Source organism: Bradyrhizobium barranii subsp. barranii (assembly GCF_017565645.3).
Classification (GTDB): domain Bacteria; phylum Pseudomonadota; class Alphaproteobacteria; order Rhizobiales; family Xanthobacteraceae; genus Bradyrhizobium; species Bradyrhizobium barranii.
On sequence record NZ_CP086136.1, the window covers coordinates 8,662,035 to 8,678,170 of the forward strand.

Sequence of the window (16,136 nt, forward strand, 5' to 3'; positions counted from 1 at the left end):
GGGCCTTGCGGCCTCGCCGGCATTGCCGCCTCGTGCGCGATGCAACATGATGGGGTGGCGGCGACGATTTTTCTTCGAGGTGGAGGTCATTCGATGAACGAAGACGAGATTCGCAAGTCCATCGCGGAGGTGAAGCAAGGCACGCTGTCGCGACGCTCGTTCATCCGGACCATGGCTGCGGCCGGGATCGCGGCGCCGGTCGCGAGCCAGATCCTGCTCTGGAACGACGTCGCGATGGCGGATGCCACGCTGCAATACAAGCCGACCAAGGCCGGCGGCGGCGGCCCGCTCAAGATCCTGCTGTGGCAGGCCCCCACCCTGCTCAATCCGCATTTCGCGATCGGCACCAAGGATCAGGTCGCCTCGCGCATCTTCTTCGAGCCGCTGGCCGGCTGGGACAAGGACGGCAACCTCATCCCCTGCCTCGCCGCCGAGATTCCGACCAAGGCGAACGGCAGCCTCGCGGCCGACGGCATGAGCGTCATCTGGAAGCTGAAACAGGGCGTGAAGTGGCATGACGGCAAGCCCTTCACCGCCGACGACGTCGTCTTCACCTGGGCCTACGCAGCGGACCTCGCGACCGCCGCCTACAGCACGGGATCCTACAAGGACATCACCGTCGAGAAGATCGACGACCACACCGTCAAGGTGCTGTTCAAGGCCCCGACCCCGTTCTGGGCCGACCCCTTCGTCGGCTCGGTCGGCCAGATCCTGCCGAAGCACCATTTCGGCGATTATGCCGGCGCGAAATCGCGCGAGGCGCCGGGCAATCTGAAGCCGGTCGGCACCGGCCCGTACAAGTTCGTCGAGTTCAAACCGGGCGACCTGATCCGGGCCGAGCGCAACCCCGACTATCACGTCAAGAACCAGCCGCATTTCGACACACTCGAGGTCAAGGGCGGCGGCGACGCGGTCTCCGCGGCGCGCACCGTGCTCCAGACCGGCGAATACGACTATGCCTGGAACCTGCTGGTGGAGGAGGAGGTCCTCAAGCGCATGGAGGCCAGCGGCAAAGGCAGGGTCGACATCACGCCGTCGGGCAACGTCGAGTTCATCATCCTCAACACGACGGATCCGTGGACCGAGGTCGACGGCGAGCGTTCCAGCGTCAAGACCAAGCACCCGACGCTGTCCGATCCGGTCGTCCGCCAGGCGTTCAACCTCCTGATCGATCGCGAGGCGATCCAGAAATTCATCTACGGCCGCGGCGGCATCGCCACGGCAAGCTTCGTCAACCAGCCCCAGCAGTTCAAGTCGGGCAAGCTGACCTACGCCTTCGACGTCGACAAGGCGAACAAGATCCTCGACGAGGCCGGCTGGAAGCGGGGCGCGGACGGCATCCGCGAGAAGGACGGCAAGAAGCTCAAATACGTGTTCCAGACCTCGATCAACGGCCCGCGCCAGAAGACGCAGGCCATCATCAAGCAGGCCTGCCAGAAGGCCGGTATCGACATCGAGCTGAAGTCGGTCACCGCATCGGTGTTCTTCTCGTCTGATGTCGGCAATCCCGACACCTACTCGAAACTCTATTGCGATATGGAGATGTACAACACGACGCAGCCGCAGCCCGATCCGGAGCGGTTCTTGAACCAGTGCGTCTCCTGGGAGATCGCCAACAAGGAGAACAAGTGGCTCGGCCGAAACATCTCGCGCTGGTCCGATCCCGACGCCGACAAGGCCTACAAGACCGCGCAGCAGGAGCTCGATCCGGTCAAGCGCGCCGCGCTCCTGATCAAGGTCAACGAGATCTTCTGCGAGGCCAATATTCTCGTGCCGCTGCTCTCCCGCAACATCGTCGGCGCCGGCGTCAATAACCTCATGGCTGACATCTCGGGCTGGGACGTCACGACCTGGAATCTGGGGAGCTGGTATCGGGTCTGACGACCGGCGCGCGAGGACCCGGCTCCCTCAAGGCGCCGGGTCGCATGCCGTATCTGCGCATGATGGCTTTGCTCAGCGCGCCTTCGGACGCATAGCCGACCTCGCCGGCGATCTTGGCGATCGGATCGGAGGTGCCGGCCAGCCGCTTGCGCGCGACCGTCAATCGCAAATCGGACAGGAACGTCATGGGTGCGACCCCCGCGCGCTTTTGAAAAGCGCGCACCAGCGTCGCGCGCGAGGCGATCGCCACCGCCGCCATGTCGTCGAGCGTCCAGTCCCGGGCGAGATCGTTGAGGATCGCCGACACCACCCGGGCCGTCATGCGGTCGCGCAACAGCGACACCGTCCCATTCCCGGAGGCATCGTCCGAAAGATGGTCGCGGAGCATCATCACGAACAACGCTCTCGCGAGGTCGGCCGCAACCACCTCCGATCCAACCCGTCCAGCGGCGAGCTCTTCGCGGATGTCGATCAGCAGGCGCCGAAACCGTTCCAGCAGCGGCTCCTCCGCCGTGCGCAGGATGATCTCGTCGGGAAGCGCGGCGATCAGCGGGTTCTCATCCGACGTCTCGAACAGGAAACGGCCGCACAGCAGTTCGGTATCGACCTCGGCCTCGACCGTTGCGCGCTGGCGGACGCCATTGCGGACCTCGGTCGTAACACGCCCGACAGCGCCGCCCGTCCGGCTGCGAACCGCGTGACTGTCGCCGTGCGGCAGCAGAAGGATGTCGCCGGCTTCCAGCCTCTGCGGGCCCAGGCCCGGCCGCTCGACCACGCAAGCGCCGCGCGTGACCATGTGGAATTGCGCCCATCCCTTGCCGTTCGGCGCGTGTAGGGACTCCCAGCTGCCGCCAAATTTGCAGGAATCCTCGAATATTGGACGGATCCTGAACAGCGGCACCATCGCCTTCAACAATTCCGCCGCGTCCGCCTCCGACATCCCTCTCCCCTTGATCCGCCCGGACATGTCTCCGAGCCGCCCGGCCATTCCATGGAACAGCCAAGCGCATCTACCGTACGAGCGGGCCGTCCCGCGCATGAGTGGACCAGTACTCATGCCTTTTAACACATCCTAACGAGCAATCCTCACGGTGTTCGGTAATGTCACGCATGAAGGCGGCAGGGATTTCCAAAAACACGGTCATCACGGGGAGATCATATGACGTCCAAGACGCCAGTTGAGTTGTTGCCACGGCCTGCGAATGTGTCGCGCCGCGGCTTCGTGGGAGGCCTGTCGGCGGGCATTTTCGGCGCGGTGGCGTCCGAGGCCGCCGGCGCCGAGACGCTGGCCGACGTCCCCGATCGCGGGCCGGGCGCCGATCTCAGCGCGCACAGCGAACGCTCCCGGTTTGCAAAACTCGATCGCATCCCCGAGGCGACGCCGGGCAAGCGCAACGTCGACCCCGGCGACGCCATCAATTCCAAGACGCCGCACCAGAAGCTCGTCGGTAACATCACGCCGACCGACCTGCATTACGAGCGCAGCCATTCCGGCGTGCCTGATATCGATCCCGCGCAGCACCGGCTGCTCATCCACGGCATGGTCTCGAAGCCGCTGGTGCTCAACGTCGAGGATCTGAAGCAGATGCCGTCGGTGACGCGCGTCGTGTTCATCGAATGCACCGGCAACGGCTGGGAGAATTGGAAAAAGGCCGATCCCGACGTGACGGTGCAGAACACGCATGGCCTCGTCAGCACCAATGAATGGACCGGCGTTCCGCTCAAATTCCTGATCGACCTCGTCGCCAAGGACAAGGGCTCGAAGTGGATGCTGGCGGAGGGCGGCGACGGCGCGGGCGTCGATCGCAGCATTCCCCTCACCGACGAGATCGTGAACGAGGCTTTCGTCGCCTACGGCCAGAACGGCGAGCCGCTGCGGCCCGCGCACGGCTTTCCGATGCGGCTGGTGATGCCGGGCTTCGAAGGCAACCTCAACATCAAATGGCTGCGCCGCCTCAAGTTCGGCAGCGAGCCCTGGATGACGCGCTGGGAGACGGCGCGCTACACCCAGCTGCTGGCCAACGGCAAGGCGCGGCAGTTCCAGCTGCGAATGGAAACCAACTCCGTCATCACCCAGCCCTCCGGCATGATGCAGATCCAGCCGGGCTATAACCGCATCTCGGGTCTTGCCTGGAGCGGCCACGGCAAGATCGCCGGGGTCGAGATCTCGACCGATGGCGCCAGGACCTGGAAGCCCGCGCAATTGAGCCAGCCGGTGCTGTCCAAGGCGCAAGTGCGCTTCCAGATGGATTGGGCGTGGGACGGCAAGCCGACAAAAATCGTGAGCCGCTCGACCGACGACCACGGCAATGTTCAGCCGGACCGGCAGTCCTTCATCGCCGCGATGGGGACCAACGCGCTGTTTCACTACAACGCCCAGCAGACCTGGAGCATCGACGAGGCCGGGAGGGTCCGCAATGTCCTCGCATGACAAGCTGCTTCTCGCCGGCATCCTCACCGCGGGCCTGCTCGCCGCCCCTGCGCTGGCGTTCGATTTCGGCCGTCCGGCAACGCCGCAGGAAATCAAGCTGTGGGACATCGACGTCGGCCCCGACGGAAAGGGCCTGCCCGACGGCAGCGGCACGGCGGTGCAGGGCAAGCAGATTTTTGCCGACAATTGCGCGGCCTGTCATGGCGACAACGGCCAGGGCGGCATCAAGGATCGTCTCGCCGGCGGACAGGGCACGCTCGCGTCCAATATGCCGGTCAAGACCGTCGGCAGCTTCTGGCCCTATGCGACGACCCTGTTCGACTACATCCATCGCGCGATGCCCTATCCGACGCCCGGCTCGCTCAGCACCGACGAGACCTATGCCGTCACCGCCTACATATTGAGCCTCAACGGCATCGTTCCCGCCGACGGCAAGGTCGACAAGGAGTCCTTGCCGAAAATCAAGATGCCCAATCGCGACGGCTTCATTCCGGAGCCGGAATTCGACCCGGCGCGATTATTCCGCAAGAAGTGAGCCTGACATCATGAGGCTCTTCACGCTGGTCGGGATCTTCGCGCTGGTCGCGACATGTTTCTGGGAGACGCAGGCAATGGCTACAGACGGACTCATCACCATCAAGAGCAGTTTTGGCCCGCAGGACACGATGACGCGGCTCGAGACCGAGGTGAAGGCCAAGGGCCTCACCGTGTTTGCCCATGTCGATCACGCCGCGGGCGCTGCCGCAATCGGCATGACTCTGCGGCCGACTGATCTGCTCATCTTCGGCAACGCCAAGGGCGGCACGCCGTTGATGCAGCAGGCGCAGACCATCGGCATCGACCTGCCGCTGAAGGCGCTGGTCTGGCAGGACGAGCAAGGCGCGACCTGGCTGTCGTACAACGATCCGGCCTATCTCGCCGGCCGTCACGGCGCCGGCGAGCCGGCCAAGACCGCCATCGGCGCGATGACCGCCGCACTGCATGCGATCGCGGCCAAGGCCACCGCACCGTAAGCGCGCCGCGACGGCCGCGCGAGGAGAGGTTCATGAACGTGACCAGCGGCCAACCGGCGCCACCCAAGGCGCAAGACAGCAAGCTCGCCCGATGGCTGGTCGTCGCGGTGCTGTGCGCCATGCTCGTCGCCGCGAGCGTTCTCGGCTATCTCGGCTGGACCAGCACGGATACCAGCGTGCCGGCGTCCGGCTATGTCGCGTTGGTGCTCGGCGTGGTGTTCTCGCTGGTCGTCGGCGTCGGCCTGATGGCGCTGGTGTTTTACAGTAGCCGCAAAGGCTATGACGAACCGGTGGTGCTGATCCGGGAGCCGGAGAGCGATCCGGAGGATGGGCGGACGGACCCGCGTTGACGCCGGCACCTGCTTTTTGATGATCGCCGCGAGCCGTTTCCACATCGTCATTGCGAGCGCAGCGAAGCAATCCAGAGTCTTTCCACGGAGGGATTCTGGGATTGCTTCGCTGCGCTCGCAATGACGGAGTACGGGGCGGACAGCGTCACTCTTCTCTCCTGCATTTTGAATAGCAGACACACCTTCGCATCCTCGCAGCGCATCTCGCCCGAGCTTTGCTTGATCTCTCCACCCTCGAAGCCAAGAGGGCGCAGGGAAGGCCGGGTGCTGACCTCGCACCCGCGGTCCGCTGCGCGAAGATGTAGCGCAAGGAAACCGCACAGCAGCATACAGGTGGTGCCAATCACTCGGCCTTCCCTGCGCGATGGTTGGACGGCTTATGCCGTGCTCTCCCGGGAGCCGAGTTCCCTTTGGCCTCCCTCGTCCTTGCGAAATTCACCAGCACCACGCCGGTTGACGCGACTGCCGCATCCGCAAGCACTTGACCGTAGCAACGACGGCCAGGACCACACGGTTTTGCCGTACGCACGGCCCGCCATTTCGCCGCAGTTTTCCCAGCCCTGTCGACGGAGCCGGAAACTTGCAGACGAGACGAACCTGACAGCGCCGCTCATCCGGCACGAAGTTTTGGGCTCACGGAGAGCAATCCGCCCTGCCCTTGACCTCTCGCGCCCGACGCTGCCGCGTCCACCGCAAGCCCGGCTCGCGACAGTGACGACACAAGATCGCCCCTCTTGGTGAGCCGGGATGGGCGACACATACGCTATTTCCGAATTTCTGCAAAGTGGAATATTTTTGTGAGGGAGGGTTGACGGGGTGGCGGGTGTTTTGCCCGATGGCAAACCTACAGACTGGTGACAAGCATGACGAACTCAATCACAAGCGAGCCATAGGGCAAGCGATCTTTGCGGGTGCTTATACGTTCGACCAGGAGGTCGAGCAGTAGTTGCGCGATCAAATGCGCGATCTAGACCGCGATGGCTCGATTATGAAAACGCTGAATCCCAAGGCCGTGGCTGGCATTCGCGAGGACTTCAAGCAAACCTATATCTTCTATTCTCAGCTCTCCTCATCCATCTGTTTCGGCGCTCAACCGCTATGTCGTGAGCAGCCACCCCGAGGGGCTGGGTTTTGATACTGCCCCGTTGGTCCGGCCTGAAGAAGTCGAAGAAACATATGAATATCTCTCGATGGCCGCCCTGGGTGTCTGTGTGTCGCCAACCAAATAATCGGCGGCACATCGGGCGGGGAGCGCCTCAATGCAGTTGTCGAGCGGCATACAGCGCTTTCCCATTTTTCGAGAACGGCGGTCGACAGCACCGAGCCGAACGGCGGAACATCCAAGGAAGGCCCCGCCTAAGAGAATATGGAGGAGAGAAGTTGCCGAAATATTGGCAGCGGGAGAGCGCTACCGCCTTCCTCCACACGACGCAAATCTGCGATATTTCCTCCGGTCGTCCACCTAAACTCAGAAGCGTGTCGAGCGGCAGGTTCAAATCGGGGACGTGCAACCACCGATACCGACATTCGGTCCAGGTTGCGATTTGACTGACGCCACCACTTTTGACTGACGTAACCCCTGGATCCTGAACGCCAGTCACTTTCGACGGCATTCTGTCCGCTGCCGTTGTCTCCCGGTTGGCCCCCTGGATCGCCTCGACGCTTGATCGGATGCGGCCCCGATGTTCATAGCTGCGGCCCGTGTGGATGGCCGAAGATACTAGCGCGCGCCGCCCAATTCCCTGATGCTGCGCCGCACTACAGCGCGCCTAGCCTGGATTTTCGAACAGATCGAGCCGCGGCCCGGCGGAACTTCGATCGCTACCTTTGCTAGAACCATTCAAAATGTATAGGCTGATTCGGTCAACGGGCTTGAGAGAAAGGCCTGGGACGTTCGGGACGTGGAACGCTGAAGGGGTTGCTTGATCGGAAGGCGCGGTCGTCTTCACGGCGGGTGCGACGGATATGGAATCCGATTCAGACGGCCGTCGCGGCGGCCTGGAAGGGTCTTACCGTCGGACTTTACGTGAGCGAACCGGCAGTTGCGGCAGGCACTCCCCCGCATTCAGGTGAATGATCGCAGGGCCCGTCATGAGCGGTCCAGCACCTTTCACGTCGGAGGAGCCGGGATGGACCAACGAGAAGTGCTGGCGGCGTGGGAGAAGTTCGTCGAGCGCGGAGCGTTGTCATCCGACTTGAGATCATCGGTCGCAGCGTCGTGGCAGCGATCCAGGAACCATCACGTCACCGTCGACCGTGCGCGAGCGCCGCTCGTCGCGGACGCCGAGTTGTTTCGTCATCGCTCCAAATACGCGTCGCTCCGTCATGCCGCCCGCTGCGCTCTCGAGAACTCAAAAACATTTCTGCGCGATGCAAACTCAATCATGATCCTCACCGATCCGAGTGGGCTGATCATCGATACGCAGGGCGACGACAGGGTCATCGACGCCGGCCGCGCAGTCCATCTCGAACACGGAGGACGCTGGAGCGAGGCCGACATCGGCACCAACGCGATTGGCGCCGCGATAGCGGAATCGAAACCTGTCCAAATTCACGGTACAGAGCATTTCTGCTCGGAGGTGCAGCGGTGGACTTGCGCTGCCGTCCCGGTTCATGACCCGACCGATGGCGAACTGCTTGGCGTGGTCGACATCTCGGGTCCTGCAAGCACCTTCAATCCGCAGAGCCTGGCTTTGGCCGTCGCGGTCGGCCATCACGTGGAAAGCGTTCTGGCCCAATCGGTCCGACAGGAACACGAGGAGTTGCTGTGCCGCTTTCTCGGCAGGAGATCGCAATGGGCGAACGATGAATGCATCGTGCTCGATCGTCGTGGCATGATCCTCCACGCCACCGAGCGTGCTCTGAACGCACTCCAGCATGATCGCCACGGCATTTACAACGACGCGCCAACCCGCTTTTTGAAGACGGTTCCCTTCGATGAGTGGCCGAGCAGGTTGAAAGAGCTGCTTCCCAACGCGAGCTTCAACTTCGTCGAGAACGAACGCTCCGGCATCGGCGCCATCGTGGTGCTGCATGCGCGACGACGCCAGTTGATCACGCATCGCGACGTCCATAAATCGAGATCCGAATCTGACGGTCGCGAGACCGCGAGCTCATCATCCGCCCGAAAGGATTCAAAGCCGGAACCACGGTCTCTTCAGAGCATGGCCGCCGGCTTCGTTGCGGACGACCCCGCGGTCCGAGCCATCGTCCGTCAAGTCGAGACCGCGGCAGCACGCAAGATGCCCATCCTCATCCGAGGCGAGACCGGAACCGGCAAGGAACAGCTTGCCCGCCACGCCCATATGGCGAGTGGGCGGACCGGCGCGTTCGTTCCAGTGAATTGCGCCGCCCTGCCGGAAAGTCTGATCGAGAGCGAGCTGTTTGGCTATGCCGCGGGAGCATTCACCGGGGCGCGGCGCGGCGGCGCGATTGGACTGGTCAAGGAGGCCGACGGCGGCACGCTGTTCCTTGACGAGATCGGCGACATGCCCGTCGCGCTGCAGGCGGTGCTTCTGCGCCTGCTCGACGACTGGACCGTGCGCCCCGTCGGCGGCGTCAGATCGAAGGTCGATGTCTTTCTCATCTCCGCCACCAACGCCAGGTTGGACAAGGCCATCGCCGAAGCCCGGTTCCGATCCGACCTGCTCTATCGTCTCAATACGCTCGAGGTCAACCTGCCACCGCTCCGGGATCGCAACGACTTTGATGCCATCGTTCGCCATCTGCTCAATGCGATCGACCCGAATTGCGAAATCACGCGGACGGACATTGCGCATCTCGCCGCACATCCCTGGCCTGGCAACGTCCGCGAGCTCCGCAACGTTCTGGCGCGATTCACCCTTGCCGCTGCGGACGGCTCTATCAACGAAGCCAGCGCGGACAGCATCGTTCAACACTCCGGAGCGGAGTCCGGATCGCTCCACGACATCCACCGCGCGCGAATCCTTGTGGTGTATGCCGAGACCGCCGGAAACGTCAGCGAAACCGCACGACGCCTCGGCGTCTCAAGAAACACCATCTATCGCGCACTGGGGCAGAAGAAGCCCGAGTGATGCCATAGTGCCTCGAAGCGCCGATGCTGCAAGTATCGCAGCATGCCCAGCTATGGACAGAGCGCCGGTCGCTTCGAACCGATGATTGTTCCGTTCAAAGCAGCTCAGCGCCACCACCTCGGGCCGGGCCGGCGGTCGGATCGTAGTCATCCGGCTTCTTGGCGATCAAGGTCTGAGTCGTCAGGATCAGTCCGGCCACCGATGCCGCATTGCGAACCGCGCTGTAGCAAACCTTGACCGGGTCGATGATGCCAGCTTCGACAAGATCGACCGCCGAACCATTGCGCACGTCGAGCCCGTGGCCATTCGTGGCCTTGGCAATTCTCGCAACTTCCGCCTCTCCATTCAGACCGGCATTGGCGGCAATGTAGAAAAGCGGCCGACTGAGCGCGCGTTGCAGCAGCTCGGCGCCTTGCCTGGCGCCTCCGTCCAGACGGTTGATCAATTCGTCGAGTCTCGCAGCGATCCTGAGCAAGGCCACTCCGCCGCCCGGCACAATGCCTTCTTCGATCGCGGCGCGGGTCGCGTTGATCGCATCCTCGATCAACTGGGTCCGGCGTTTTTGCTCGACCGGCGTCGCGCCGCCGGCAAGAATCATCGCTGTGCCGCCGGACAGTTTTGCGATGCGCTCCTGGAACTTGTCCCGCTCAATATTTTCGGGAGCGGCATCGTATTGGCGCAACACCTGCTCGCGTCGCGCCGCGATGGCCTTCTGATCGCCACCTCCCGCTGTGATCAGGGTCTTCGAGGCGGAAATGCGCACTTGGCGCGCGGACCCGAGGTCGTGCAGCTCCACCTTCTCGAGCCTTCCGCCCAGATCGGCCGAGATAACGCGCCCTCCGGTCGCGATCGCGATATCCTCGAGCATCGCCTTGCGCCAATGGCCGAACTCCGGCGGGTGAATCGCGGCGACCTTGAAATTGGATTTCTCCCGACGCGCCAGCAATTGCATGATGACAGATGGCGCCACTTCCTCGGCGATGATCAGCAAAGGTCGCCCGCTCTTTTCGATGAGCGAGATCACACCAGCCAGTTGCTCCCCGGTCTGGATCTTGAGATCGGTCATGACGATGAACGGACTGTCGAGAACCACCTGCATTTTCTCGACATCGGTGACCATATGATGTGAAAGATAGCCACGATCGAAGGCCATGCCTTCAACGATTTCCAGCGTCGTCTCGACCGTGTTGCCAAATTCCACCGCAACGATTCCATGATTGCCGGCGCGCTCGAAGGCTTCGCCGACCATATCGCCAAGCGCCGTGTCGTTGGCGGCAATGCTCGCAACAGCCCGCAGGCCAGCAGACCCCTGCAGCGGTCTCGCCGACCGTCGTAACGCCGTGATGGTCTCACTAACCGCCAGCTCCAGCCCTTGAACCAGCTCGACCGGATTGGCGCCGGCCGCTAGACATTTCAGGCCTTCCTGCACAAGAACATCGGCCAGCACGGTGGCCGTGGTGGTGCCGTCCCCCGCCACCTCATTGGTTCGCGCTGAAACCTCACGCAACACCTGCGCGCCCATATTCTCAAACGGGCATTCAAGTTCGATTTCGCTGGCAATGCTGACGCCATCTCGCGACACGATCGGCGTGCCGATCGGTCGGTCCATGATCGCGTTCATGCCCCTCGGACCCAGCGTTCCGCGTACCGCCTTGGCGAGCTTGGCGACGCCCCGGCCCAGCGCGGCCCGCGCAGCTTCATCGTGCAACATGATCTTCGGCATTCTATATCCCCGACTTTGCCTTGAGGTCGTCTGGTCTGGACTTGTTATCGATGCTGCGCACCCGCATCACGGCACCTGTTACGTGCCCGGCGACGCCGGCATCGTCCTCGATTTCGGTACGAACGGTGTATCGAGGTCGAACCGCGCGGCAAGCAGGCCGCGGCACAGTGCGCCGTTGAATTCAGCATTGATGCCCACGCGCCGTAGATTCGACAGGTATGCGGCAAAGCTGTCGGCTTTCAGCCACGCTCCGTTCGCATCGACAAAGGCGGGTTCACCACCGCTTGCCGGACCTACGACGGCACGTCGCTCGAGATAGCGCTGAATCAGCTTCTCACCTGCATCGTCGAGCGGCAGGCAACCGAGCTCCGTCAACGTCAGGCTCACGATCTCCGCCGGCGATTGCCCCAGCGCGATGAGGTGACTGAGTAGCGCAACCTGCCGGCGCTGGAACGCCTTGACGAGGAATGTCTGACGCAGATCATCGAGGCTGCCATCGGCCTCGGCGCCGAACGTTTCCTGGAACGAGCGCCCCTGCGCGAGGCCCGCATTGATCTTGTCGGCATACATGTGCTCGCCCAAGACCACGCTGACGCCCTTGACCCAGTCCAACGCGCTGATGGACCGGCGCATGTCGTCCGCCATCAGGAACGAAAAGTTGGCAGCGCACCAATAGGTCGGCAAGCGGAACTCGATGTGGACCCGATCCTTCGCGTCGACATCGGCCCTGGTCACGAAATTCAGGTCGATGACGGACTCGTCGAGTTCCGGGTCCATCACGTCTCGCAGGCAGGCCCATATCTGCGCCTGCCTGTCATCTGACGAACGGCTTCTCGGCCGCTCCCTCCCCTCAACGCCACGCTTCATGGCCATCACCTCGGCGCGTGAACGGCTTCGGGCAAGTGGGCATAACCGCCGCCCGCCTGGATCTTCTTCTTTTGCGCTTCGACATCGATGCCGTAGATGCGCGCGGCATTGAGACCGAGGATCTTGATTTTCGTTTCCATCGACAGCACCGAACCGGTCTCCTTGGTGACGTCGGCCGGAATTTCAAATGCCATGAACTTGTCGATCAGCCATTTCGGCGTCCAGATGCCATAATCGCTACCGTAAAGGATCTTGTCCGGTCCGACCCAGAATAGCAGTTCGGAAATGACGTGGGCGAAATACCCCGGCCGCGAATGGATGAAGGGCAACGCCACCGCGAGGCCGGCATAGACGTTGGTTTCCTGGGTCGCGATCCAGCAGAAGTCGTCAAGGCGCGGCAAGCCACAATGCTCGACGATGAAGTTCAAATCCTGGCGACGTCATCGATATCGGCGACATCGAACGCGTCCCGGTTCAGCGGGATGATCGTTGGCCCCTTGTGGACGTGGATGTTCTTGATCCCGAGCTTCTGCGCCGCCTCGAGATACTGGTAGGACGCCTTGTCGGTGAGCTTGTAGCCCTTCGACTCGCCGCGCCATTCGGCGGTGTAGAGCTTGACACCCTTCAGCTTGTGCTTCTCGGAGAGCGCATGAAGGTCTTCGATGCCCTTGGTACCGTCACGCGGATCGAAAGCGCCATTCAGGATGAAGCGGTCCGGATGGCTTTTCTTCATCGTCGAGTTTCGTTCGGTGGTATTGAAGCCGTTCTTGTAGAAGTCGGTGAGATAGGTCGGCTGCAGGATCGCCATGTCGTCGTAACCGGTGACGAACAGGTCGTCGAACATCGTCTTGGCGTCGTACTTCTCGAACTTCTCCTTCTCCCATTTCTCCGACGGCGGGCTCAGATTCGAGTGATAGGCGTAGAAGCACTCGATGAACTGCTTGCCGTGGATGTTCTTCTGGTTGGCCGGGCTGCCATCCCAGAAATGCGTATGCCCATCGATGACAAAAATCTCTTCACCCTTGGCCGTCCTGTACATGGCGTTACTCCCGCTCCGCTGGATATTGCGTACTGTTGTGAGGCGCGATTGATGTCGTCGAATGAGCCCGGCCGGCTCTGTGCCGGCCAGGCTGGTTCGCTGGCGATCATTAAACGATGTATTTCATCATCTCGTTCATGTCGCCGAACAGCATGACGGTGTTGTCATCCGTCATGACCATGCGGCCGTAATGCGTCGAGGTTGAAATCTCGAAGAGATGCGGGGTCATGACGCGGCCCAACTCCTCGGAAATCTCATCCATCTTGAATTCCATCTTGCCGTCGCCATCGATACGGATCATCGCCGGCATGTAGGTCACCTTGATGTGTTCATGACGGCTCATGACTTCGGCGATAGCGCGCGCCTCGACGCTATCGTTCATTGTCACTCCGCATTGATGCGACACCGTGCCCTCGAACGTGATGTCCTTCATCGATTTGAAGATGTTGTCATTCTCGTGCAGCATGTCGGTCTCCAGAAGGATTGAGTGTGAGGGCGTGAAGCGATGCCGATTACGACGCCAGTCCGGCCGGAACCGTCAGGCCAAGCTCGGCGGCGATACCCCTGATACGATTCTTCGCGTGCGCCATGGCATCGGCGAAAGCCGCGACCTTGACCCGAGGCTGCGACCAGATGGGCTGCAAATGATTGGCGGCATCGAGCGCGAGATCGGCATGATTGGCCAACCATTTGTTGAACAACGCAAGGTTCTGCGCCCCAAAGGTCGGATCCGTGCCGAGGATGTGGAACAGCTCGACGGTGTTGGCGAGATTGCGCTCATAGTCGGCCTCCGCAGCGGAGACGACAGCCGGAGTGATGAAGTCGTTCTGCGCAGACGCCGCCTGCATCAGGAAGCCTGAGCGGAAGAGTTCGCCGACCAACGGCTCGAACACCGCATTGGTCGCAAAATATTGCTCGAGATAGTCGTTTGAACCCATCACTGATTCAACCGACTTGCGCACGCCTTGCCAGATCGGATCTTCCAGCCAGTGCTTCTTGCCGGCGGCAATGTCGAAGCCTGGAAGGTCGAGGCCGATTTCGCTCAGATAAAGAGTGATGTCCTGCGCGAAGCGAAGCTTGTAGGACGAGTTGGTCAAGATCGCATTGTTGACCATCTGCGTGTAGCCGTAACGCTGCGCCTGCATCGTCGAGGTGCCGAGACCGAACTCGGCATGCTTGTAGGCTCCGAGATGGTTCTGCAATATCTTCACCCAGGCGGGATCGAAGCGGGTCGGCGCGCCCGATTTCCGGCCATTCTCGATGGTGTTCTGCACCATGCCGCAGATCGTCGACTGGCGCTGATAATGGGTACGCTCCCACTCCTGGTCGACAGCGCGGAATTTGTGCCAGTTCGAGCTTTTTGCCGCCGTCCAGTCCTTGGAATAGGTCGGCGTTCCGTCAGGGAACGAGATGATCCAATCCTGCAGCAGATAGCGCTCCGGATCGGGTTGAACATCGACCGTCATGTCTTCGTAATGGGTCGCCTTGCGCCCCTTCGGCTCAAAGTAATTGTACTTGCGGCTGTCGGAGCCCGGGAAAACCGCTGCCCCCGCGGCTCCGGATTTGACGATTGCCGCAGGCTTGGTCGCTGTTGCTCTGCTCGTTTGCGCGCTCATTGCTTACTCCCTTTCTGCCATTCTGTTCTGCGACGAACCTTGAACGCCGTCATCGCACCGCCGGCGTAAACTTGTCGAAATAGATGTGGTCCGGCTCAACGCCGTTCATTTGCAGCACGGGCAATACGGCGTCGATCATCGGCGTCGGCCCGCACGCGTAGGCGTCGATGGCACCGCTCAGCTTCTCCTCGCGCAGATGGCGCAGCACGACCTCGTGGATCAGTCCGGTCTCGCCGTCCCAGCCGTCACCCGTCTCCGCATGCGACAGTGCCGGCACGAATTTGAAATCGTTCAGCCGCGCCGCGATGGCCGCGAGCTCATCGAGGTAGAACAAGTCGGCGCGGGTACGCGCTCCGTAGAAAAACCGGACCGGTCTCTGCTCGCCGCTCCCGATGTGATCGGCCAGGATCGACCACAGCGGCGACATGCCCGAGCCGCCGCCGATCAGCAGCATCGGCCCCGGACGTTCTTCGCGCCGGAAGCAGGTGCCATACGGCCCCTTGGCGATCACGGCGTCGCCGACGGCCAATTTCCCATCGAGCTGGGACGAAAACGCCCCATTCGGATATTTCTTGATGATGAAGCGGAGATTCGTGCCTTCTCCGGGCGGGTTCGCCATCGAAAAGGCGCGGGTGATGGTGCCATCCTGAAGCGTCAGATCGACGTACTGGCCTGCCCAGAACTTCATCGGCCTCTCGATCTCGATCTCCAGCAATCTGATGTCTGACGTCAGCGTGCTAATCCCTGCCACGCGGCCGGAAAATGCCTTCACCGCGATCGAACGGCTGAGCAGGTCTTCGTCATAGTTGAGCAATTCAACAGCGATATCACTGTAGACATGCGTCCGGCACAACAGGACGTGGCCGGTCTCGCTCTCGTAATCCGGCAGAGCGAAGGTCGAGTATTTCAGAAGCTCGATGTCCCCCTCGATCAGCTTTGATTTGCAGCTGCCGCACTGACCTTCCTTGCAGCCATGCATCAGCGATATGCCCTGACGAAATGCGGCATCGAGGACGGTCTCGCCCTCTTCCACTTCCATCTCGATACCCACTGGTTCGAAACGAACCTTGTGAACCCGCACGTCCGTCATTATCCCGGCCCTGTCGTCGTGGCAGTTGTACAGAACGATCGGCAAACCGTTGCCGGTCCCGGCAAGAGGGG

Annotated in this window: 12 protein-coding genes and 1 pseudogene; 6 read left to right on the forward strand and 7 right to left on the reverse strand. The window is 61.9% G+C overall.

Annotation, left to right across the window (positions count from 1 at the left end):
* Positions 1–93: 93 nt before the first annotated feature.
* Positions 94–1,881: a peptide ABC transporter substrate-binding protein gene (locus tag J4G43_RS42345; RefSeq protein ID WP_208088513.1), complete on the forward strand. Its 1,788-nt coding sequence runs from the start codon at positions 94–96 to the stop codon at positions 1,879–1,881.
* On the opposite strand, the gene J4G43_RS42350 is transcribed toward J4G43_RS42345, so the two are convergent.
* On the reverse strand, positions 1,844–2,821 hold the full coding sequence (locus J4G43_RS42350) for an AraC family transcriptional regulator (RefSeq protein WP_208088514.1): 978 nt from the start codon (positions 2,819–2,821) through the stop codon (positions 1,844–1,846). The genes J4G43_RS42345 and J4G43_RS42350 overlap by 38 nt on opposite strands.
* Positions 2,822–3,040: 219 nt before the next feature.
* Between J4G43_RS42350 and soxC the strand changes: the two genes are divergently transcribed.
* The 5 genes from soxC to J4G43_RS56195 all read left to right on the forward strand — a co-directional run bounded on the left by soxC (position 3,041) and on the right by J4G43_RS56195 (position 9,730).
* Positions 3,041–4,312 carry a sulfite dehydrogenase gene (gene soxC / locus J4G43_RS42355; protein WP_208088515.1) on the forward strand — a complete coding sequence of 424 codons (1,272 nt, stop codon included), beginning with the start codon at positions 3,041–3,043 and terminating at the stop codon, positions 4,310–4,312.
* Positions 4,299–4,847, forward strand: coding sequence for a c-type cytochrome (locus tag J4G43_RS42360; RefSeq protein ID WP_208088516.1), 549 nt, complete (start codon positions 4,299–4,301; stop codon positions 4,845–4,847). The genes soxC and J4G43_RS42360 overlap by 14 nt, the downstream gene beginning before the upstream one ends.
* Positions 4,848–4,857: 10 nt before the next feature.
* Positions 4,858–5,325 carry a DUF302 domain-containing protein gene (locus J4G43_RS42365; protein ID WP_208088517.1) on the forward strand — a complete coding sequence of 156 codons (468 nt, stop codon included), beginning with the start codon at positions 4,858–4,860 and terminating at the stop codon, positions 5,323–5,325.
* A gap of 32 nt (positions 5,326–5,357) precedes the next feature.
* Entirely contained in the window at positions 5,358–5,675 is a 318-nt protein-coding gene (locus tag J4G43_RS42370) for a hypothetical protein (RefSeq protein WP_208088518.1), read from the forward strand.
* 2,129 nt (positions 5,676–7,804) lie between these two features.
* A complete protein-coding gene (locus J4G43_RS56195) occupies positions 7,805–9,730 on the forward strand; it encodes a sigma-54-dependent Fis family transcriptional regulator (protein WP_208088519.1) in 1,926 nt (641 codons plus the stop codon).
* Between the two features lie 94 nt (positions 9,731–9,824).
* Here J4G43_RS56195 and groEL read toward each other — a convergent pair whose 3' ends face one another.
* The 6 genes and pseudogenes from groEL to J4G43_RS42410 all read right to left on the reverse strand — a co-directional run bounded on the left by groEL (position 9,825) and on the right by J4G43_RS42410 (position 16,065).
* Complete coding sequence (groEL, locus tag J4G43_RS42385; RefSeq protein ID WP_166344202.1) at positions 9,825–11,453, reverse strand: molecular chaperone GroEL; 1,629 nt, start codon at positions 11,451–11,453, stop codon at positions 9,825–9,827.
* 78 nt (positions 11,454–11,531) lie between these two features.
* Positions 11,532–12,326 (reverse strand): metal-sulfur cluster assembly factor, encoded by a 795-nt coding sequence (locus tag J4G43_RS42390; RefSeq protein ID WP_208089558.1) that lies wholly within the window; start codon positions 12,324–12,326, stop codon positions 11,532–11,534.
* Positions 12,326–13,359, reverse strand: a pseudogene (locus J4G43_RS42395) (amidohydrolase family protein). Before J4G43_RS42395 ends, J4G43_RS42390 begins: the two are co-directional and overlap by 1 nt.
* A gap of 109 nt (positions 13,360–13,468) precedes the next feature.
* Positions 13,469–13,825: an MmoB/DmpM family protein gene (locus J4G43_RS42400; protein WP_208088520.1), complete on the reverse strand. Its 357-nt coding sequence runs from the start codon at positions 13,823–13,825 to the stop codon at positions 13,469–13,471.
* Between the two features lie 46 nt (positions 13,826–13,871).
* Positions 13,872–14,975: an aromatic/alkene monooxygenase hydroxylase subunit beta gene (locus J4G43_RS42405; RefSeq protein WP_208088521.1), complete on the reverse strand. Its 1,104-nt coding sequence runs from the start codon at positions 14,973–14,975 to the stop codon at positions 13,872–13,874.
* A 49-nt stretch (positions 14,976–15,024) separates the two neighbouring features.
* A complete protein-coding gene (locus J4G43_RS42410) occupies positions 15,025–16,065 on the reverse strand; it encodes a 2Fe-2S iron-sulfur cluster-binding protein (protein WP_225005427.1) in 1,041 nt (346 codons plus the stop codon).
* Positions 16,066–16,136: the final 71 nt, after the last annotated feature.

Bases quoted from the DNA above. Each gene is read 5' to 3' on its own strand.
- J4G43_RS42345 (WP_208088513.1), top strand. From the start codon at position 94: ATGAACGAAGACGAGATTCGCAAGTCCATCGCGGAGGTGAAGCAAGGC.
- J4G43_RS42350 (WP_208088514.1), bottom strand. From the start codon at position 2,821: ATGTCGGAGGCGGACGCGGCGGAATTGTTGAAGGCGATGGTGCCGCTG.
- soxC (WP_208088515.1), top strand. From the start codon at position 3,041: ATGACGTCCAAGACGCCAGTTGAGTTGTTGCCACGGCCTGCGAATGTG.
- J4G43_RS42360 (WP_208088516.1), top strand. From the start codon at position 4,299: ATGTCCTCGCATGACAAGCTGCTTCTCGCCGGCATCCTCACCGCGGGC.
- J4G43_RS42365 (WP_208088517.1), top strand. From the start codon at position 4,858: ATGAGGCTCTTCACGCTGGTCGGGATCTTCGCGCTGGTCGCGACATGT.
- J4G43_RS42370 (WP_208088518.1), top strand. From the start codon at position 5,358: ATGAACGTGACCAGCGGCCAACCGGCGCCACCCAAGGCGCAAGACAGC.
- J4G43_RS56195 (WP_208088519.1), top strand. From the start codon at position 7,805: ATGGACCAACGAGAAGTGCTGGCGGCGTGGGAGAAGTTCGTCGAGCGC.
- groEL (WP_166344202.1), bottom strand. From the start codon at position 11,453: ATGCCGAAGATCATGTTGCACGATGAAGCTGCGCGGGCCGCGCTGGGC.
- J4G43_RS42390 (WP_208089558.1), bottom strand. From the start codon at position 12,326: ATGGCCATGAAGCGTGGCGTTGAGGGGAGGGAGCGGCCGAGAAGCCGT.
- J4G43_RS42400 (WP_208088520.1), bottom strand. From the start codon at position 13,825: ATGCTGCACGAGAATGACAACATCTTCAAATCGATGAAGGACATCACG.
- J4G43_RS42405 (WP_208088521.1), bottom strand. From the start codon at position 14,975: ATGAGCGCGCAAACGAGCAGAGCAACAGCGACCAAGCCTGCGGCAATC.
- J4G43_RS42410 (WP_225005427.1), bottom strand. From the start codon at position 16,065: ATGACGGACGTGCGGGTTCACAAGGTTCGTTTCGAACCAGTGGGTATC.